Here is a 22,798-nt window from a genome sequence, read left to right as displayed (position 1 = left end):
CACGCGTTATCGTTGGCTACCATCGCTGGCAAGCCAGCTCCTACAGGGGTGCGGTGTTGTCAGGCGGTGGTTGGGGTGCGCTCCAGTAGGTGTTCGAGGTCGTCGAGCAATTCGTCGCTGCGTAGCAGCTCGTAGTGGCCGCCGGCCAACAAGCGATCAATGCCGTGATTGCCGACCTGGGCTTCGAACACCCGGCGTTCGTCCTCGCGTCCGGCTACCCACCAGCGATGGGCCGAGACCTGAATTTTCGGTAGTTGTCGCTGCGACAGCGCAAGCTGTTTGAGCGACGAACCGGTAGCGAAGATCTGCGTCAGTTCACTGGCACCCAACGCCGCGTGGCCATTGGCGCCGTGCATGGCTGCTTCGATCACTGCGGTGGCGCCTTCGCGTTCGTTCAGGCCTGTGGTTTTCGAAGCAATCAAGGCCTGTGCTTCTACAGACGGTTGACCGAGGACAAACTTAAGGAAGTCCGCCAGGTCTTCGCGCCAGTCCCCCGCTTCCGCCGTCCCCGCCACATAAGTGTCGACCAGCCCGGCGAACGCCACCGTCTGCCCCTGGCGTTCCAGTTCATGGGCGACCAGTTGCGTCAATGCGCCACCCAGCGACCACCCGAGCAGGTAGTACGGTCCTTGCGGCTGTTGTGTGCGGATTCGCTGGGCATAGGCCTGGGCCATGGCCAGCAGCGACTCGTCCTGCCACTGCGGGTCGAGCAGCATGCGGCATTGCAGGCCGTACACCGTGCGCCGGCCTTCGAGGCGACGGGCCAGCGGCTCGTAGTCGAACACCGTGCCGAAACCGGCGTGCAGGCAGAACAGCGCCGGCACGTTGCTGACCCGGCCATTCAGCGCCAGCAGCGGGTCCGGCGCTTGTGCAGGTTCTGCGACTTGATAGCCGCTGAGTTCGGCGATGCAGGGTTTCTGCATCAGGTCGCGCAGTTTCAATTCGAAGCCCAGTTGCGGCTGGCTGCGCACCCGCGAGATGACCTTGAGCACCTGCAATGAGTCGCCGCCGAGTTCAAAGAAGTTGTCATCGATGCCCACTTGCGGCACCCCCAACACCTCTTGCCAGATCGTCGCCAGCGCGCTTTCCAGCGCGTTGCGCGGCGCGCGGTAACCGCCCAGTGCCCATTCCGGCACAGGCAGTGCGCGACGATCGAGCTTGCCGTTGGCCGACAGCGGGAAGCGCTCCAGCACCAGGATCCGTGCCGGCACCATGTAGTCAGGCATCTGCGCTTGCAGATCGGCCTTCAAGCGTCGATCCAGTCCGGTGGCAGCAGCGGCCACCACGTAACCGACCAACTGTTTGCCGGTCGGCGTGTCGTGCACCACCACGGCGGCATCCTGCACAGCGGCGCAGTCACGCAGACGGGCTTCGATCTCGCCCAGCTCGATACGGAAACCACGGATCTTCACTTGCTGGTCGAGCCGGCCGAGGTAGTCGATCAAGCCGCATTCGCGCTGGCGCACCAGGTCGCCGGTGCGGTACATGCGGCCACCGGCCTCGAACGGATCGGGAATGAAGCGCTCGGCGCTCATGCCCGGCCGCTGGTGATAACCCCGCGCCAGGCATTCGCCGCCCAGGTACAACTCGCCGCTGACACCCACCGGCAACGGATTGAGGTCGGCGTCGAGGATGTACAGGCCACGGCCCGCCACGCCACGGCCAATCGGCGCATAGGCCGCCTCGCAGGTTTCGCTGGCTTCGGCACGCCACAGCAGTGGTGTAACCACGGTTTCGGTCGGGCCGTAGCCGTTGACCAGGCGCTGCGGGCGCAAGGTGCGCTTGACCTGTTCGAAGCTGGCATCCGGCACCGCATCGCCGCCAAAGCAGTACACCTCGACCGCCGGCGGATTGCCCAGGCGCTCGGCTACTTCGGCCATCTGTTGCAGGTACGCCGGCGGGAAGCAGGCGACGCTGATGCTGTGGCGATGCAGCACCTCCAGGGTGTGTTCCGGGGTCCACAGGTTGTCTTCGCGGATCACCAGGCTGCCGCCGGCCAACAGCACACTCAGCCAGCGTTCCTGGGCACCGTCGAAGGCGAACGACATGAAGTGCAGTTCACGGCTGCGTGGCGCCAGTTCGTAGAGGTCGATGATGCCGCGGCAATGCCGGGCAATCGGCCCACGTTCCACCGCGACGCCCTTGGGTTGGCCGGTGGAGCCGGAGGTGTAGATCAGGTACGCCAGGTGACCCGGCAGTGGTTCGACAACAGGGCACTGGGGGCTGCCCGCAACGCTCAGTTGATCGAGCAACAGGCGTGGCGGGCTGTCGGCCAGGGCCAGGCGATCACCCAGGTCGCTGTCGCACAGCAACAGGCTGGCGGCCGAATCGCTGAGCATGTAGGCCAGGCGCTCGGCCGGGTAGGACAGGTCCAGTGGCAGATAGGCCGCACCGGCCTTGAGCACGGCCAGGAACGCGACGATGGTGCGTTCCGAGCGGGGCAAGGCCACCGCGACCATGCTTTCCGCACCGATGCCGCGGGCGATCAACTGATGAGCCAGCGCATTGGCCTGGGCTTCAAGATCGGCGTAGCTGACTTCGCGATCCTCGCAGAACAAGGCCACTTTCTGCGGCTGGTTGCGCACATGCTGATTGAAGCTGTGCAGCAGATCGGCGTTGTCGCTGGAGGCTTGCGGCAAACTCAGGCGCGCTTGCGGCAGGCCGATGTTGCCCAGCAGGCAGTCCGCATCCTCTGGCAGAGCGCGCAGCAAACCTTCCATCTGCGCACGAATCCGCTCCACTTCCTGCTCACTGAAGCGATCACGCAGGTACAGGTATTCGACTTCCAGACCTTGATCGTTGGCACTGACCATCAGGTCCATCGGGAAGTTGGTGACGCCGCCGCTGCCGACTTCGGCAAAGCGCAGCTCGCCTTCCTCGCCACCGCGCAAGGCACGGTCCACCGGATGGTTTTCGAACACGATGATGCTGTCGAACAGACCCTGGCCACCCTGCCCGGCCCAGCGCTGGACGTCGGACAAGGGCGTGTGTTCGTAGTCGCGCACGGCCAGGTTGTAATCCTGCAGGTCACGCAGCCACTCGCCCAGCGGCTGTTGCGGGTCGAGGGTCTGGATCACCGGTAAGGTGTTGATGAACAGGCCGAGCATGTCCTGCGCACCGGCCAGCCCCGTCGGCCGCCCCGCCACCGTGGCGCCGAACGCCACGCTGCGTTGGCCGCTGTGGCGTTGCAGCAACAACAGCCAGGCGCCTTGCACCAAAGTGTTGAGGGTGACGCGCTGACGCTTGGCGAAGCTGTGCAGCTTGCGTGTCGCCTGGGCGTCGAGGTCGCTGTACATCACGCCGTGGCCGGAGCCTGTGGCACCCGATGCCGTGGCCAGGATGGTCGGTGCCTCGAGCGACGCCAGGCGCTCACGCCAGAAGCTTTCTGCCTGTGCCTCGTCCTGGCGTTGCAGCCAGGCGATGTAGTCGGCGTAACGTCCGGTCAGCGCCGGCAGGCTGGTGTGGTGGTACAGGCGCAGCATTTCGCCCAGCAGGCGCGAAGCGCTCCAGCCGTCCAGCAGCAGGTGATGGTAGATCCAGATCATTTGGTAGCGATCTTCACCCAGGCGCACCAGCACAAAGCGCATCAGCGGCGGGCAGCTCAGGTCGAAACCCTTGGCCTGTTCGGCGGCCGCCAGTTCACTCAGCGCCTGCTCGGTGTCGCTGCGCTCACGCCAGTCGAGTTCTTCGATGGGCAACTCGACGCTGGCAAACACCGCCTGCAGCGGATCGGCCAAGCCATCGCGCCAGCGGAAGGCGGCGCGCAGTACTTCATGACGTTCGATCAAGGCTTGCCAGGCTGCGCGGAATCGCGGCACCTGCAAGCCGTCAACCGCCACGCTCAACTGGTTGACGTAGGGGTTGAGCTGCGGCGATTCGAGGCAATGGAACAGCATGCCCTGTTGCATCGGCGACAGCGGATACAGGTCTTGCAAGCCATCGCGGGCGGCGAGATCGATGTGCGGCACCAAGGCAAACGCCTCGACTGCCGGCGCTTCGACCAACGCCGCTTCATCACGGCTCGCCACCGCGGCCAGTGCACGAATGGTCTGCTGTTCGAACAACTGCTTGGGACTGAACACCAGTCCACGCTGCCCGGCACGGCTCACCGCCTGCAGCGAGATGATCGAGTCACCGCCCAGTTCAAAGAAGTTTTCGGTGACGCCCACCGAGTCCAGGCCCAGCAGCTCCTGCCAGATCTCCACCAGCAGTGCTTCGGCCGGCGACGCGGCGGCCACCTGGTCGAGGCTCTGACGTGATGCCTCCGGTGCCGGCAGGCCCTGACGATCGAGCTTGCCGTTCGGCGTCAGCGGCAATGCCGCCAGGCACATCAAGTGCGCCGGCAACATGTGCGCCGGCAGACGGCTGCGCAGGTGTGCGGTCAGTGCTTCATGCAGGTCCTGCTCGTTGGCCAGCGGATCGCGCGGCACCACGTAGCCGACCAGTTGACGGCTCACCGGACCTTCGCGGTCGATGACGAAGGCTTCACGCACGCCTTCGTGCTCCATCAGGCAGGCTTCGATTTCGCCCAGCTCGATACGGAAGCCGCGAATCTTCACTTGCTGGTCGATACGGCCGAGGTATTCGACCACGCCATCGGCACGGAACCGCGCCAGGTCGCCACTGCGGTACAGGCGCGCCCCTGGCACGAAAGGGTCCGGTACGAAACGCTCGGCGGTGAGGTCAGGACGTTGGTGATAACCCCGGGCAACGCCCTCGCCGCCCAGGTACAACTCACCCGCCACGCCGACCGGCAACGGCTGCAAGCCGCCGTCGAGAATGTAGGCGCTGCGGTTGCCCACCGGCCGGCCGATCGGCATGAACGCCGAATCGAACTCGGTATCCGGATAGGCCAGCCAGATCAGCGGCGTGATCACCGTTTCGGTCGGGCCATAGCCATTGATCAGGCGCTTGGGTTGCAGCACCTGCTGCACTTCGTCGAAGGCATGCTTGGCCATCCCCTCACCGCACGGGGTGTAGGAACGGATCGGCAGATCGCGCCCGGCTTCGCCCATGTAGTCGGCGATCTGCGCCAGGTAACTCGGGGTGAAGCAGGCGATGGTGATGTCGTGTTTTTCGATCTCGGCGCAGGTGCGCTCCACGCTCCACAACTCGTCGTCGCGGGGCATCACCGCCGAACCGAACACCAGCGGCGTCAGCCAGCGCTCGTGGGCGCCGTCGAAGCTGATCGAGGCGAATTGCAGTTCGCGGTCGTCCGGGGTCATGCCGTACAACTCGCCGATCGACAGGCAATGCATGGCCAGCGGACCGTGGGCCACGCTGACGCCTTTCGGCCGGCCGGTGGAACCGGAGGTGTAGATCAGGTAGGCGAGGTTTTCGCCGCAGGTCAGGTTGACCGGGTCGCTGTCCGCCATGAATTCCAGCGGCTCGCGGTCGATTTCCAGCACCGCCAGGCCTTCGGGCAATGGCAGTTTTTCCCGCAGCCAGGACTGGCTGATCAGCAGGGAAATGCCGCTGTCGTCCATCAGGTAGCGCAGGCGCTCCGCCGGGTAGGCCGGGTCCAGCGGCACGTAGGCGCCGCCGGCCTTGAGGATCGCCAGCAGGCCGACGATCATCTCCGGCGAGCGTTGCATGGCCAGGCCGACCCGCACTTCCGGGCCGATGCCGCGCCCGCGCAAGTGGTGGGCCAGGCGGTTGGCGCGGCGATTGAGCTGGTCGAAGCTCAGCTCCAGTTCGTTGAAGATCAACGCCGTGGCGTCAGGCCGGATAACGGCCTGGGCCTCGATCAGTTGATGCACGCACAGCGGGTTTTCCTGCGCGCTGAACGGCGGGTTCCATTCCAGCAATTGCTGGGTGCGTTCTGGCGCAGTCAGCAGGTCCAGCTCACTCAAAGCGGCCTGAGGCGCAGCGACCATCGCAGCCAACAATGCGGCCAGATGTTCGCTCATGCGCGCAATGGCAGTGCTGCTGAAATGGCTGCACTGGTAGCTCCAGTTCAGGCTGAGCTGGCTCTCAGCGGTGGCCGCCAGGGTCAGCGGGAAGTTGGTGCGCTCATGGTTCTGCGGAATCGAGAAGCTCAACCCGGCCGGTGCGCCCTGTTGCAAGGCTTCGGCCACCGGGAAGTTTTCGAACACGAGCAGGCTGTCGAACAGCGGTTCGCCGGCGCGCCCGGCCCAACGCTGAATGTCACCCAGGGCGGTGAATTCATGCTCGCGCAGCTCGAGGTTTTGCGCCTGCAAGCGCGTCAGCCATTGCCCGACGCTTTCGAGAGCATCCGGGCTGCTGATCACCGGCAAAGTGTTGATGAACAGGCCGAGCTGGCTTTCGGCCCCAGGCAAATCCACCGGGCGACCGGCCACGGTGGCGCCGAACGCTACGCTGCGTTGGCCGCTGTAGCGTTGCAACAGCAGTGCCCAGGCGCCTTGCACCAGGGTGTTGAGGGTCACTTTTTGCTGCCGGGCGAAGTCGCTGAAGCGCTTGCTGGTGGCGACGTCGAAGGTCTGGCGGTGGTCGGCAAAGCCTGCGTCCACCTTGCTGTCGACATTGGCGAGGCTCTGGGCCAACAACGTCGGGTTGTCGAGGGATGCCAGTTGCTCGCGCCAGAACAGTTCGTCAGCTTGCGCGTCCTGGCGTTGCAGCCAACCGATGTAGTCGGCGAAGCGCCCGGTCGGCGCCTGAACCTCCTGCCCCGCATAACGCTGCAGGACTTCGCTCAGCAGCAGCGAGTTACTCCAGCCGTCGAGCAACAGGTGATGGTGGGTGTAGATCAGTTGCTGACGCTCGTCGTCCAGGCGCACCAGGGTCAGGCGTATCAGTGGCGCCCGGGTCGAATCCAGTTGCAGGCGTTCGCTGGCGATCAGTTGCGCCAGCGCCTCGGCCTGATCATCGCGGCCGCGCCAGTCGAGGCAGGTCATCGGCAATTGCAGATGACGATGGACCAGTTGCACCGGTGCCTCGAAACCTTCGGGGAAGTGGAAGCTGCTGCGCAGGATCGCGTGGCTGTCGAGCACCGCTTGCCAGGCGCGACCGAGGCGTTCGGCATCGAGACCACGAGCCTCGACGCTGAGCTGGTTCACGTAGGCGCCGGAATCCGACTCGTACAGGCTGTGGAACAACAAACCGGCCTGCATCGGCGACAGCGGATACACATCTTCGATCTGCGCCGGCGGCACTGGCAGGCCATCGAGTTGCGCCTGGGTCAGTCGCGCCAGCGGGAAGTCCGCCGGGGTCACGCCGCCCGCGCCCTCGCTCAGGCAATGCTCGATCAGCGCCAGCAGTTCAGCGCGGAAATCGTTCGCCAGGGCCTCGATTTCGCGCCGGTCGAAGCATTCGCGGCTGAAGGTCCAGTCGAGTTTCAGTTCTCCGCCATAAACTTGTCCGTCCACTGACAACCAGTTCGCCAAGGGTGCGTCCGCCGATTGCGCAGCTCCGCTGGACTCACTTGAAGGCGTGAACAGCGCGTCCTCGTCAAAGCTCTGGTCGAACTGGCCGAGGTAGTTGAAGGTCACCCGTGCTTGCGGCAATGCAGCCAAAGCCGCTTGGGCAGTGGCATCGCCCATGTAGCGCAAAAACCCATAGCCCAGGCCTTTGCCGGGGATGTCCCGCAGTTGCTGCTTGATCGCCTTGATCGAGCCGCCGATGTCGGCAGTCGGCGTCAGGCGCACCGGGAACAGGCTGGAGAACCAACCCACGGTGCGGGTCAGGTCGATGTCGTCGAACAGCTCTTCGCGGCCATGGCCTTCGAGCTGGATCAGCGCTGATTCGTGACCGGTCCAGCGGCTGAGTGTGCGAGTCAGCGCGGTGAGCAGCAGGTCGTTGACCTGGGTGCGGTAGATCGCCGGAGCCTGTTGCAACAGCTGACGGGTTTGTTCGCGGTCCAGACCGATGCTCACGCCCTGGCGCAGATGCCCGGCCTGACTGGCTTGCGTGTTGGCTGCTGGCAGCGAATCGCTGGCGCCAGTCAGTTGAGCCTGCCACCAGCTCAGTTCGTCGGCGGCGGTTTCGCAGCGTGCGTAGGTATCGAGTTTTTCTGCCCAAGCCTGGAAGGCGCTGGTCTTCGGCGGCAGTTCCTCACCTTGATACGCGGCCTGCAAATCTTCCAGCAACACCCGCCACGAAACACCGTCCACCGCCAAGTGGTGGATCACCAACAACAAGCGTTGCGAGCCGTCAGCCTGGGCGATCAGCGCCACGCGCAGCAGCGGCCCGTCTTGCAGGCTGAGGCTGCGCTGGGCTTCGTCGCACACCGATTCGAGCGACGCATCGCTGGCGACGCGGGCGGTCCAGAGCATGTCGATGACATCGGCACTGTCGGCACCGACATAGCGCGCCGACCATAGGCCGTCGACCTGACTGAAACGCAAGCGCAGGGCATCGTGCTGCTTGAGTACTCGTTGCAGGGCACCTTGCAGGCGCGGCAGCTCAAGGGTTTGGCGCGGCGTCAGCAACACCGCCTGGTTCCAGTGCGCACGTTGCGGGATGGGTTCTTCGAAGAACCAGCGCTGGATCGGCGTGAGGGTTTGCACGCCGTCTACCGGACCTTGTTGCGCCACCGGGGCGGCCTGCTCTTTCACCACTGCGGCCAGCGCTTGCAGGGTCTGCTGCTGGAACAGGTCGCGCGGTTGCAGGCTCAGGCCGGCACGTCGGGCGCGGCTGACCACCTGGATCGAAATGATCGAGTCACCGCCCAGTTCGAAGAAGTTATCCTGGCGCCCGACCGGCTCCACGCCCAGCACGTCCTGCCAGATCTGCGCCAGCACGCGCTCGTGTTCACTGCGTGGCGCTTCGAATGCACGCTGGCTGACCTGCGCGGTCGGTGCCGGCAGGCGCTTGCGCTCGAGTTTGCCGTTGGGGCTCAGTGGCATCTGTTCGATCAGCACGGTTTGCGTCGGCACCATGTAGTCCGGCAGGCTGCAGAGCAGATGGCTTTTCAGGGTTTCGCGCCAGGCGCCCTGCTGCGCCGCATCGGCGTCTAGCAACGCACGATCCTGCGGCACGATGTAGGCCACCAGTTGCTTGCCGCTCGGGCTGTCCAGGGCCAGCACCACGGCTTCCTGCACGTCGGCATGTTCTTGCAGGCGCGCTTCGATCTCCCCCAGTTCGATGCGCAGGCCGCGAATCTTCACCTGGTGGTCGATCCGCCCGCAGTAGTCGATGGCGCCATCGGCGCGGTAGCGCGCCAGGTCACCGGTGCGGTACAGGCGCTCGCCGCTGCCGAACGGGTCGACCACGAAACGCTCGGCGGTCAGCGCACCACGGCGGTGATAACCCCGCGCCAGGCCGACGCCACCGAGGTACAACTCACCCACCGCGCCCAGCGGCAGGGGTTGCAATTCGCTGTCGAGGATAAAGGTGCGCAGGTTGGCGATCGGTCGGCCGATCGGCACGCTGTCGCGGCCCTCTTCTACACAGGTCCAGTGGGTCACGTCGATGGCCGCTTCGGTCGGGCCATACAGGTTGTACAGGTTGGCCTGCGGCAGGCTGCGCAGGGTCTGGCGTTGCAGCTCCATCGGCAGCGCTTCGCCGCTGCAGATGATGCGGGTCAGGGAAGTGCAGGCCAAGGCTTCGTCGGCAGCAATGAACGCCGAGAGCATCGACGGCACGAAGTGCAGCGTGGTGATCGCCTGCTCGACGATCAGCGCGGCGAGGCGTTGCGGATCGCGATGCTCACCCGGGGCGGCGATCACCAGGGTGGCGCCTTTCATCAGCGGCCAGAAAAACTCCCACACCGACACGTCAAAACTGAACGGGGTTTTCTGCAGCACGCGGTCCGTGGGCCGCAAGTCATAGGCGGCCTGCATCCACTCGATACGGTTGTGCAGCGCCACGTGGCGGTTGCCGGCGCCCTTGGGTTTGCCGGTGGAACCGGAAGTGTAGATCATGTAGGCGAGGTTTTCCGCCACCGCCAGGTTCGGCAGATCGCTGCCTGGCAAGTCGCTCAACCAGTCGGCATCGGCGTGCAGGCACAGGGTGCGCACGGTGTCCGGCGTCGGCAGTTGCGCCAGCAGGTGTTCCTGGGTCAGCAGCAGTGTTATGCCGCTGTCTTCGATCATGTAGCTCAAGCGATCGAGCGGGTATTCCGGATCCAGTGGCACGTAGGCACCGCCGGCCTTGAGGATCGCCAGCAGGCCGACGACCATTTCCAGCGAACGGTCGCAGGCGATGCCGACGATCACTTCCGGGCCGACACCCTGGGTGCGCAAGTGGTGGGCCAGGCGGTTGGCGCGCAGGTTCAACTCGGCGTAGCTCAAGGCCTGGCCCTGGAACACCAGCGCCGTCGCCTGAGGATTTTCCAGCACCCGTGCTTCGAAATGCCGTTGTACACAGACTTCACCCGGATAGACCTGAGCGGTGTCGTTGAGGTCGTCGAGCATGCGCAGGCGCTCGTCGGCCTCCAGCAACGGCAATTCAGCCAGCGGCGTTTGCGGGTTGGCCAGCACCCCGGCCAGCAGGTTGCGCCAATGCCGGGCCAGGTGCTCGATGCGCTCGGCATCGAACAGGTCGGTGGCGTAGGTCAGGCTGGCGAACAGTTGGTCGCCCTGTTCCTGGGTGTCCAGTTGCAGATCGAATTGCGTGGTGTGCGCCGTGGCGTTCAACGCCTCCACACGCAGGCCGGCCAGCAAGCCGCTGACGGCGGCGGGCTTGGCCTGCTGGTGGTTGAACATCACCTGGAACAGCGGGTTGTGGCTGAGGCTGCGCTCGCCTTGCAGCGCCTGCACCAGGCGCTCGAACGGAAGGTCCTGATAATCCTGGGCATCCAGGGCAAAGGCGCGGGTCTGGTCAAGCAGTTGAGTGAACGGCAGGCGCCCGTCGAGTTCGGCGCGCATCACCTGGGTGTTGACGAAGAAGCCGATCAGGCCACGGGTCTCGGCGCGATTGCGGTTGCCGATCGGCACGCCGATGCGCAGGTCGGCCTGACCGCTGTAGCGATAGAGCAAGGCCTGGAAACTGGCCAGCAACAGCATGAACGGCGTGACGCCGCGCTGTTTGGCCAGGGCCATCAGGCCGGATGAGAGCGTGGCGTCCAGGGCGAAATCCAGACGCGCACCGCGCTGGCTCGGTTGCGCAGGACGCGGGCGATCGGTCGGCAATTCCAGCAGCGGCTGTTCGCTGCCGAGTTGGCCACGCCACCAATCGAGTTGGCGTTCAAGCTCGCCGGCTTCCATCCAGCGTCGCTGCCACGCAGCGTAGTCCGAATACTCGATCGGCAACGCTTGCAGCTCGGCGCTGCGGCCCTGGCAATGGGCGGCATACAGCTGGGAAAACTCCTCCACCAACACGCCCATCGACCAGCCGTCGGTGACGATGTGGTGCAGGGTCAGCACCAGCACATGGTCATTAAAATCCAGCTGCAACAGGCTGACGCGCAACAGCGGGCCGTGTTGCAGATCGAACGGTCGGGCGATTTCCTGCTCGACTTTTTGCATCGCCAATTCGAGGCGCTGGGCCTCGGGCTCGCCGCGCAGGTCGTGCTGCTCGATGGGTAGCGTGGTGAACGTGGCCAAGGTCTGCAGCACTTGGCCGTCGTCCTCGACAAATTGGCTGCGCAGGCTCTGATGCCGCTCCAGCAAAACATCGAAACTCTGCTGCAACGCCGCGACATTCAGCGGGCCTTGGAGACGCAGGGCCGCGGGAATGTTGTAGGCACTGCTCTGCGGGTCGAGCTGCCAGAGGAACCACTGGCGCTGCTGCGCATAGGACAGCTCGAACGACGATTGCAGCGCGGCGGCAGGCGGGATCGGCAGTTGGCCGAAGCTCACGCCCTGCTCCTGCATCTTTGTCAGAAACTCGCGGCGCTTGTCGGCAGGCAGGCCAGCGAAGCGGGTGGCGATACGCGAGGCGGTGCTGTGTTCCATCAGTTGATCTCCATCTCGTCCAGCAGCGACTCAAGCGCATCCAGACGGGCATCGTTGTCGGTCGGGGCTTGTTGCCCGGCGGTGGCGGCATAAGCCTGAAGGTCGTTGCTTTCGAACAGCGCGCGCAGCGGCAGCTCGATGCCCAGTTCCAGTTCCACTCGGGCACTGGCCTGGGCGGCGAGCAGCGAATGCCCGCCCAATTCAAAGAAGTTGTCGCGCCGGCCGATCTGCGCCACGCCCAGCACCTCGGCCCAGATCGCTGCCAGTTGCTGTTCGAGCTCGCCCTCGGGGGCCTCGAACGGTCGTTGCCAGTCCTCGGCATCCGGTAGCGGCAAGGCCTTGCGATCGAGCTTGCCGTTGCTGGTCAGCGGCAAGGCATCGAGCAATAGCCAGTGGCTGGGCACCATGTAGTCCGGCAGGTCGACCTTGAGCGCGGCGCGCAGGTTGTCGCGCCAGCTGATCGGATCGTGCGGGGTTTGCTCGGCGACGACGTAGGCGCACAGGTGTGGCCCGCTGTCGCCGGCATGCACGCTCAGCACCGCCTGGCGCACGCCCGGTTGCGCCAGCAGCGCGGCTTCGATCTCGCCCAGTTCGATGCGGAACCCGCGGATCTTCACCTGTTGGTCGATGCGCCCCAGGTAGTCGATGCTGCCGTCGGCGCGCTGGCGCGCCAGGTCGCCGCTGCGATACAGGCGTTGCGCGGCATCGAACGGGCTGGGCACAAAACGCTCGGCGGTCAGGCCGAAACGCCCGTGGTAACCCCGTGCGAGGCCGGCGCCGGCGATGTACAACTCCCCCGCCACGCCCACCGGCACCGGTTGCAACTGGCTGTCGAGCAGGTACCAGCGCAGGTCGCGGATCGGCAGGCCGATCGGGCTCTGGGCCTTGCCGTCGAGGTCGGCCAGGCGGATCGCGCGGTAGGTCACGTGCACCGTGGTTTCGGTGATGCCGTACATGTTGACCAGGGTCGGTTGCTGGTCGCCAAAGCGTTCGAACCAGGGACGCAGGCTGGCCACTTCCAGGGCTTCGCCACCGAAAATCACCTGGCGCAACGCCAGTTGGCGCGGGCTGGCGCAGGCGATCGGCAGCAACTGGCGGAAGGCCGTCGGGGTCTGGTTCAACACCGTCACCCCTTCATCGCAAAGCAGGCGGTGGAACTCCTGGGGCTCGCGGCTGATGTAATACGGCACGATCACCAGGCGCCCGCCGGTGCACAGCGAGCCAAACAGCTCCCACACCGAGAAATCGAAGGCATAGGAGTGGAACAGGGTCCAGACATCGTCTGCGCCGAAGTTGAACTCGGCCGCGGTGGCGGTGAGCAGGCGCCCGACGTTGCCATGGCTGAGCAAGGCGCCCTTTGGCCGGCCGGTGGAGCCGGAGGTGTAGATCACGTAGGCGAGATTGTCCGGGGTCGCCAACGGCGCCAGGTTGTCGTCGCTGTAGGCGTCCAGTTGCAACGCCGCCAGGTCAAGGACCTGCACGCCGTCGCGGTCCGGCAAGCCATCGATCAGGTGAGCCTGGGTCAACAGCAACGCGATGCCACTGTCATCGATCATGTAGCTCAGGCGCTCGGCCGGGTATTGCGGATCGAGCGGCACGTAGGCGCCACCGGCCTTGAGAATCGCCAGCAAACCGACCACCAGCGGCACCGCCCGCTCGGTAGCGATACCCACCCGCACTTCGGGGCCGACACCCTGCTCACGCAGTTTGCGCGCCAGGCGGTTGGCCTGGGCGTTGAGCGCCGCGTAGCTCAGCTGCTCGCCTTCACAGGACAGTGCGATGGCGTCCGGGCGTTGCGCGGCCTGGGCTTCGAACAGCTGATGCAGAGTTGGCGATGGCGCTTGCGCCTCGAACGCCGGGTTCCAGTGCTGGATCAACGCCTGCTGTTGCGGCGCTTGCAGCAACGGCAGTTCAGCGACACGCTGCTGCGGATCGGCAACCACCGCGCGCAACAGGTTCAGCCACTGCTCGGCGAAGCGCTGCATCGAGGCCTCGTCGTACAGGTCGGTGGCGTAGCTGAGGCTGGCGGCCAGCGTGTCGCCCTGCTCCTGGGTATCGAGCACCAGGTCGAACTGCGCGGTGTGTTGCTGCCAGTGCAAACGCTCCACCTGCAGGCCGGCGACCTCGCGCTCGACACTCGCCCCCATCTGCTGCTGGTGGTTGTAGAGCACCTGGAACAAGGGGCTGTGATTGAGGCTGCGATCCGGTTGCAGGGCATCCACCAGTTGCTCGAACGGCAGGTCCTGATGCACCTGGGCGTCGAGCGCGACCTGCTTGACCTGTTGCAGCAACGCACTGAACGATTGCTGCCCGTCGATCTCGGCGCGCAGCACCTGGGTATTGATGAAGAAGCCGATCAGGCCTTCGGTTTCCAGGCGCGAACGGCCGGCGCTCGGCACGCCGACGCTGATGCTCGACTGCCCGCTCTGGCGGTGCAGCAAGGTCTGGAAACTGGCCAGCAACAGCATGAACAGCGTCACTTGCTGGTGCTGTGCGCGCTCGCGCAAACCGGCCAGCAGTGGGCGATCGACGTTCAGCGTCAGACTGGCGCCGCGTTCGCTGCGGCGAGCCGGACGGGTCAGTTCACTCGGCAATTCCAGCGGCGCCTGGCTGCCCGCCAGTTGTTCGCGCCACCACGCCAGTTGCCGCGCGCCCTCGCCGGCTTCCAGCCAGTCGCGCTGCCAACGAGCGTAGTCGCTGTAGTTCACCGGCAGGCTCGAGAGGTTGGCTGCACTGCCTTCGACAGCCGCCTGATACAACGCGCTGAATTCATCGACCATGACCTGCATCGACCAGCCATCGGCGGCGATGTGGTGCACGGTGAGCACCAGCACATGCTCCTCGGCGCCGACCTGCAGCAGCAATGCGCGCCACAACGGACCGTTGCGCAGGTCGAACGGTCGGGCGATTTCTTCGGCAACGGCGGCTTCGACCGACGACTCATTGAGCTGCCGTTCGCTGAAGTGCAACGCCAGTTCCGTGCGCAGCAATGGACGCGCCTGCTGACCGTCCTGTTCGAAGGTGGTGCGCAGGGTCTGGTGCCGGGCCTGCAATTGCAGGAAGGCTTCGCGCAGGGCCTGGCGGTTCAGTGGTCCCTTGAGGCGCAAGGCCGCCGGAATGTTGTAGGCGCTGCTCTGTGGGTCCAGTTGCCAGAGAATCCACTGGCGCTGTTGGGCGTAGGACAGAATCGGCGCCTGATCATCGGCTGCACGTTGCAAGGTCGGCTGAGCGCTGGTTTCGGCAAGCACTGCACGCTCGGCAAATTCCGCCAGATTCGTGGCGGAGAACAGGCTGCTCACCGACAGTTCGATGTTCAGTTGCTGGCGAACCCGCGAGATCACTTGCAGCACCAGCAACGAATGGCCGCCCAACTCGAAGAAGTTGTCGTCGCGACTTACCTGCTCGACCTGCAACACGTCCTGCCAGACCTGCGCCAGTTGCGTTTCCAGGCCTTCGGCCGGGGCAATGAAGGCACGTTGTGCAGCGCCGGCCTCAACACGCGGCAAGGCCTTGCGGTCGAGTTTGCCGTTGTTGTTGAGCGGCAATTTCGCCAGCATGATCAGATGGCTCGGCACCATGTATTCCGGCAGCGACTGGCGCATGACGGCCTTGAGCCCTTCCAGATAGTCGGCCTCGGAAACCACCGCGCCGCTGGCGACGATGTACGCCACCAGTTGCGTGCCATCCTGGGCGATGACCGCCGCTTCGCGTACCTCGTACCGGGCTTGCAGACAGGCTTCGATCTCGCCCATCTCGATGCGGAAACCGCGAATTTTCACCTGATGGTCGATGCGCCCGACGTATTCCAGGTCACCGCTGGCGTTGTAGCGCGCCAAATCGCCGCTGCGGTACAGGCGCGCGCCCGGTTCGCGGGCGAACGGGTCCGGGAGGAATCGTTCGGCGGTCAGCGCCGGACGGTCGAAATAACTTTGCGCCAGGCAGGCCGGCGCGCCGATGCACAACTCGCCAACGCCATCGGCGGGCAGCAACTGGCCGGCTGCATCCAGCACATACAGTGCGCGGCCGGGAATGGCGCGACCGATCGGAATGCCGAACGCATCGCTGGCATCCTCCAGGCGGCACTCATGCACGCTGGACACCACCGTCGCTTCGGTCGGCCCGTAGGTGTTGAGCAGGCGCACGTGACCCAGACCAGCCTGATGCCACAGGCGCAGTCCTTCTACCGACATGGCCTCGCCGCCGACGTGCACCTGACGCAGAGCGCCAAAGTTACGCACCGCACCGCTGGCACATTCACCGGCCAGCAGGAACCAGTAGGCGGCGGGCAAGTCGGCCACGGTCACACCTTGCTCGACGATCTGTGCAGCCAGTCGACCGGCGTCCCACAGGTCATCGCCACGCATGATCAGTGCCGCGCCGACGCACAGGGTCGGGAAGCATTGCTCGACGAAGCCGTCGAAGCTGAAGGTGGCGAATTGCAGTACGCGATCTTCTTTCGTCAACCTCGAATAATCGGCGGCGGTCTGGCAGAACTCGCGTAAAGCGTCGTGGGCGATGGCCACGCCTTTGGGTTGGCCGGTGGAGCCGGAGGTGTAGATGATGTAGGCCAGGTCTGCGGCGACCGCGTGGTTCTGCGGATTGCCTTGTGGATAACCGGCGCTGTCGTCGAGGCGCAGGCCTACCAGCCCCGTCGGCAACGGCAGGTCTTCCAGCAAGCCGGACTCGCTCAGCAGCACGTCGAGGCGGCTGTCGTCGATCATGTAAGCCAGGCGTTCAGCCGGGTATTTCGGGTCCAGCGGCACATAGGCCGCGCCGCTTTTCAGCACCGCCAGCAGGCTGACGATCAACTGCGGGCCACGACGCAGCGCCAGGCCGACACGCTTGCCGGGGCCTGCGCCATTGTCGATCAGGCGATGGGCCAGGCGGTTGGCCTGGGCATTGAGTTCGCCGTAGCTCAGGCTCCGGCCGTCGACCTGCAACGCCAGTGCATCCGGAGTCGCGGCGGCTTGAGCGGCGATGCGTTCATGGACCAGAAGCACTGTGGATAACTCAACCGTGGCCGGTTGGCTGATGGCGAGTACCGCGTTCTTGCCTTCGGCATCGAGCAGTTCCAGCGCACCCAGCGCCGCGTCTGGTGAAGCCACCAATTGCGTCAGCAGATGCTGCAAATTGGCCGACAGTTGAGCGACTTGAGCGGCACTGAAGCGCGCAGCGTCGTAGCTGAAATCCAGGCTCAGGGCTTCGCCCAACTCGACGCCAAGCGTCAGTGGATAGTGGGTGCGCTCGTGGTTATGCAAATTGCCGAACGACAACCCCGCCGGTGCGCCCTGCTTCAGCGCCTGGGCAACGGGGAAGTTTTCGAACACCAGCAAACTGTCGAACAATGCCGAGCCCTGCTGCCCCGCCCAGCCCTGAATGTCATACAGCGGCACATGCTCGAACTCGCGCATGGCCAGGTTCAGGCCTTGCAACTCGCCGAGCCACTGGCTGACGGTCTGGTCCGGCTTCATCGCGCACACCAGCGGCAGGGTGTTGATGAACAACCCGAGCTGCTCTTCGATGCCCGGCAGCGGCGCCGAACGGCCGGCCACGGTGGCGCCGAACACCACGCAGTCCTGGCCGGTGTAGCGCTGCAACAACAGGCTCCAGGCCGCCTGCAGCACGGTGTTGAGTGTGACTTTCTGCTGCCGGGCGAACTCGGCCAGACGCTGGGTCGCGCGTGGGTCGATGGTCACGCGACATTCCTCGCTGCCCGCGCCACCGACGGGAGGACGCAAGGCTTCGGCCAGCAGCGTTGGCGCTTCAAGCGGTGCCAGTGCGGCTTTCCAGAATTGTTCGCCAGCGACCGTCGATTGTTGCTGCAACCAGCCCAGGTAATCGCGGTACTGCCCCGTCGGTGCCGGCAGCGCATGCCCGGCGGCATAGTGCTGGATGACTTCGGCGAGCAACTGCGCGTTGCTCCAGCCGTCCATCAGGATGTGATGGCTGGTGTAGATCAGGTGCCAGGTATCAGCGCCGGTGCGCACCAGTTTCAAGCGCAACAGCGGTGCCGTGCCCAATTCGAAACCTTGCGCGCGTTCGGCATCGGCCAGGGCGTCGGTATCGGTCGCTTCCAGCACTTGCAGTGGTAATGCGACCTGACGGGCAATCGCCTGGTGCGCCACGTCCAGGCCTTGCCAGTGGAAGCTGCTGCGCAGGATGTCGTGACGCTCGACCGCGGCCTGCCAGGAGCGGGTGAAGCGCTCGCAGTCCAGGCCACCGATGTCCAGGCGCAGCTGACTGATGTAGGCGCCGACTTGCGGCTCGTACAGGGTGTGAAAGAGCATGCCCTGCTGCATCGGCGACAGCGGATACAGGTCTTCGAGCGCAGCGACATTCATTGGCAGTGCATCGAGCTGCGCCTGATCGATCCGCGCCAACGGGAAGTCCGAAGGTGTGGCTTGCGGTGCCGGCAGCGAGCAGCAGTGATCGATCAAGGCGTTGAGCTCCAGCGCGTAGTCGTCGGCCAGACCCTGGATGGTCGCGGTGTCGAACATCTCGCGGCTGAAGCCCCAGCTCAGGGACAGCTCGCCGCCATAGACCTGACCTTCGACCACCAGCCAATTGCCCAGGGTTGCCGCCGGGTCCTGAGCCATGCCGTTGCCTTCGGTGGACGGGGTGAACAACGCCCCCTCATCGAACTGACGGTCGAACTGTCCCAGGTAGTTGAAGGTGATGCGCGGTTGCGCCAGCGCCGCCAGTTCGGCGCGAACCTCAGGTGTGCCGAGGTAGCGCATCGCGCCGTAGCCCAGGCCTTTGTCCGGGACTTTGCGCAGTTGCTCCTTGATGGATTTGATCGATGCGCCGAGCTCAAGGGCGGGTGTCAGGTTGACCGGGAACAGGCTGGTGAACCAGCCGACGCTGCGGGTCAGGTCGATGTCGTCGAACAGGTCTTCGCGACCATGGCCTTCGAGCTGGATCAGCGTGCTGCCCTGCCCGCTCCAGCGGCAAACGGTGCGGGCCAGGGCGGTCAGCAGCAGGTCGTTGACCTGGGTACGGTAGGCCGCCGGGGCCTGTTGCAGTAGCTTGCGGGTTCGCTCGGTGTCGAGCTTGAGTTCGAGTTTGTGTTCGAAACGGTTTTCCAGCGCGCCGTTCGGGCGCTCGCACGGCAGGTCTTTTGGCGCGTGTTGCAGTTCGGCCTGCCAGTGGCCGAGGCTGTGCTCGAAGGCTGGTATATGCGCCTGCAAGCGCGCGACCCAACGCTGATAGGTGCTGGTTTTGGCCGGCGCGCTGCCGCCGTTGTAGAAGTGCTGCAGATCTTCCAGCAGTACGCGCCAGGACACGCCGTCCACCGCCAGGTGGTGGATCACCAACAGCAAACGTTCAGAGCCGTCGGCCATCGCCACCCACATTGCGCGCAGCAACGGGCCATTGTGCAAGTCGAGACTGCGCTGGGCGTCGTCGCACAAAGCGTTGAGCTGCTCGACCGATTGCGCCTGACGCTGCCACAGCACCGATTCCGTGGTTGGGGCGGCGTAGGTTTGCTGCCAAGCGTTTTCTACCTGTGCATATCGCAGGCGCAGGCTGTCGTGTTGGGTCAGCAATTGTTCCAGGGCGCGATCCAGCGCTGCGACGTTCAACGGCTCGCGCGGCACCAGCAACAGCGACTGGTTCCAGTGCTGACGCTCGGGGATGTTTTGTTCGAAGAACCATTGTTGCACTGGCGCCAACGCTACTGCGCCAACCGCAGGGCCTTGGTCGATCTGCGATTGCTCGCCACTGCGAGCCGCCTGGGCGAGGCTGCGGATGGTCTGGTGCTGGAAGAGATCCTTGGGGCTGAGCACGATGCCGGCCTGGCGCGCGCGGCTGACCACTTGCATCGAGACGATGGAATCGCCGCCCAGTTCGAAGAAATTGTCTTCCAGGCCGACGTTGTCGATGGCCAGCACGTCCTGCCAGATCGCGGCGAGGGATTTCTCCAGCTCGCTGCGTGGCGGGACGTGTTCGCGTTGCTGCTGGCTGCCATCCACCGCTGGCAAGGTCTTGCGGTCGAGCTTGCCGTTGGGGGTCAGCGGCAGTTGTCCGAGGAACAACAGGAACGCCGGGACCATGTAGTCCGGCAGGTGCTGGCGCAGCGCTGCTTTCAGGGATTCACGCAGGGTCGCTTGCGCGTCGAGGTCGTCCAGCAACGCCGAATCGTTCGGCACGATGTAGGCCACCAGTTGCTGACCGCTGGCGCCGTCCTGGGCCAGCACCGCCAGTTCGCGCACGCCATCCTGCTGCAACAGCCGCGCTTCGATTTCCCCCAGCTCGATACGGAAGCCACGGACCTTGACCTGATGATCGATACGGCCGACGTATTGCAGGGTGCCGTCGGCCTGATAGCGCGTCAGGTCGCCGGTGCGATACAGACGATCGCCAGTGCTGGAAAACGGATTGGGTACATATTTTTCAGCGGTCAGGCTCGGCCGTGACAGGTAACCACGGGTGATGCCCGCGCCGCTCAGGTACAACTCGGCGCACACGCCTTGGGGCACCGGTTGCAGTTCGGCATCGAGCAGATAGCTGGCGGTGTGCTTGAGCGGGCGGCCGATATTGGCGTGGCCACCGGCTTCGCGGCGGGTCCAGGTGGAATAGGTGGTGTCTTCCGACGGGCCATACAGATCGTAGACATGCTCGACCGTCGGGTGCTGGTACAGAGCCTCCACCAGGCTTTGCTTGAGCGGCTCACCGGCCAGGTTGATGATGCGCACGCTCGACGGGATCTGCCCGTCGCGCTGCAGTGCGTTGATCGCCGATGGCACGGTGTTGATCAGGCGTACCTGATCCCGCGCCAGCAGTTGCGGCAACTCCAGGGCGTTGCGGGCGATGATCAGCGAGCCACCGTTGGCCAGGGTGACGAACAGCTCCCACACCGACAGGTCGAAGCACACCGAAGTCGACGCCAGTACACCCTGGATGTCCTCGCGGCTGTACACCGATCCGGACCAGTCGATCAGCGCCATCACGTTACGATGGGCAATCGCCACGCCCTTGGGCTTGCCGGTGGAACCGGAGGTGTAGATCACGTAGGCCAGGTTGTCCGGGGTGACGCGGGTGACCGGAGCGCTTTGCGGGTAGGCGGCGAGCGACTGGATCTCGTCCATCAGCAGGACTTGAGTGTCTGCGCTCACACTCAACGATTCGGCGACGGCCTGCTGTGTGATCAGCACGAGCGCGCGACTGTCCTCGAGCATGTAGGCGACGCGCTCGGCCGGGTAATCCGGGTCCAACGGTACGTAGGCGCCGCCAGCCTTAAGCACCGCCAGCAAGGCCACCAACAGTTGCTCGGAACGCTGCATGGCCACACCGACCCGCACTTCCGGGCCGACGCCGAGCTCAATCAGTTTGTGGGCCAGGCGATTGGCTTGCTGGTCGAGTTCGTTGTAGGTCAGTTGCTTGTCCGCAAAGGTCACGGCCAATGCATCAGGGCTTGCAGCCACTTGCTGGCTGATCATCTGATGAATGCACAGGTCCTGCGGGGCGCTGTCATCAGCGCGGTTCCAGTCGTGGACGATGCGCTGATACTCGGCCTGTTCCAGCAACGGCAAATCGCTGATGCGCTGCTGCGAATCACTGACCATGCCTTGCAGCAACCGTGTCCAGTGCTGCGCCATGCGCGCGATGGTCGCGGCGTCGAACAGGTCGTTGGCGTAAGTCAGTGCCGCGTGGAGCTTGCCGCCCTTTTCATAGGTGTCCAGTGTGAGGTCGAACTGCGTGGTGCGCCCTTGCCACTCGATCATGCCCAGCGCCAGGCCGGACGCTGTGGTGACTGTGGAGATATCCGCGACCTGCGGCTGATGGTTGTACATCACCTGGAACAGCGGCGTGTGGCTGAGGCTGCGTTCCAGTTTCAAGGCTTCGACGAGGCGCTCGAACGGCAGGTCCTGGTGAGCCTGGGCGCCCAGCGCGGTTTCCTTGATGCGCCGCAGCAGTTCGTCGACCCGGGTCTGCCCGTCCAGTTGCGTGCGCAGCACCTGGGTGTTGACGAAGAAGCCGATCAGCCCTTCGATTTCGGCGCGGTTGCGGTTGGCGATCGGCACGCCGACGCGCAAGTCGGTCTGCCCGGTGTAGCGGTGCAGCAGCACGTTGAAGGCGCCGAGCAGCAGCATGAACAGGGTGATGTTGTGCTTCTGCGCGGAGGCCCGCAGTTGCTCGGCCAGTTGCCCGTCGACGGCGAATTCGTAGCGGGTGCCGCGGTAGCTCGGCACCGCCGGGCGTGGGTGATCGAGGGGCAGTTCCAGCACCGGATGCTCGTCGCCCAGTTGCGCTTGCCAGTAGTCGAGTTGGCGCGCCTGCTCGCCGGCCTCCAGCCAGCGCCGTTGCCACAGGGCGTAGTCGCTGTACTGGATTGGCAAGGGCGCCAGTTGCGGTAACGTGCCGGCATCGAAGGCGTCGTAGCAGCGGACGAACTCGTCGATCAGCACGTTCATCGACCAGCCGTCGGACACGATGTGGTGCAGGGTCAGCAGCAGGACGTGTTCCTGTTCGGCCAGCTTGAGCAAGCTGACGCGCAGCAACGGACCGACGCCCAGATCGAACGGCAGCACCGATTGCAGCTCGGCGGACTCGGCCACGGCCTGCTCGCGCTCGCTAGCCGGCAAGGCGCTGAAGTCCACATGATCGATCACCAGCGACGCGGTGGCCGGCACTTGCAGCAGGCTGTCGTCGGGCTGCGGCGCAAACACCGTGCGCAAGGTTTCGTGACGCGCCACCAGGCTGGCGAATGCCTGTTCCAGCGCCGCCAGGTTCAGACGACCAGTCAGGCGCACCGCACCCGGCAAATTGTAGGCGCCGCTTTGCGGATCAAGCCGCCAGAGAAACCACATGCGTCGCTGGGCGTACGACAGCGCCTGGCGATCCTCGGCAAGGGCCCCGGCCGGAATCGGAAACCGGGCGAAATCCACGCCCTCCTTGTGCAAGGCCGCAAGGAACAGCTGGCGCTTTTCCAAGGGCAACCCGATAAACCGGCGAGCAAGTTTCAAGGAGTCTTCAGCATTCAT

2 protein-coding genes are annotated in these 22,798 nt (G+C 64.9%); both read right to left on the bottom strand.

Annotated features, from left to right (window positions below; genetic code table 11):
- Nucleotides 1–59: 59 nt before the first annotated feature.
- Nucleotides 60–11,816 (bottom strand): non-ribosomal peptide synthase/polyketide synthase, encoded by an 11,757-nt coding sequence (locus ACM6I6_RS16555; RefSeq protein WP_414920262.1) that lies wholly within the window; start codon nucleotides 11,814–11,816, stop codon nucleotides 60–62.
- Complete coding sequence (locus ACM6I6_RS16550) at nucleotides 11,816–22,798, bottom strand: amino acid adenylation domain-containing protein (protein WP_414920261.1); 10,983 nt, start codon at nucleotides 22,796–22,798, stop codon at nucleotides 11,816–11,818. The genes ACM6I6_RS16555 and ACM6I6_RS16550 overlap by 1 nt, the downstream gene beginning before the upstream one ends.

Origin of the sequence: Pseudomonas sp. IT-P218 (assembly GCF_949767605.1) — a bacterium.
In the GTDB taxonomy this organism is placed as follows: Bacteria; Pseudomonadota; Gammaproteobacteria; order Pseudomonadales; family Pseudomonadaceae; genus Aquipseudomonas; species Aquipseudomonas putida_AE.
The sequence above is the reverse complement of the archived record's forward strand: the minus strand, read 5'-3'. Positions and strand labels throughout refer to the sequence as shown.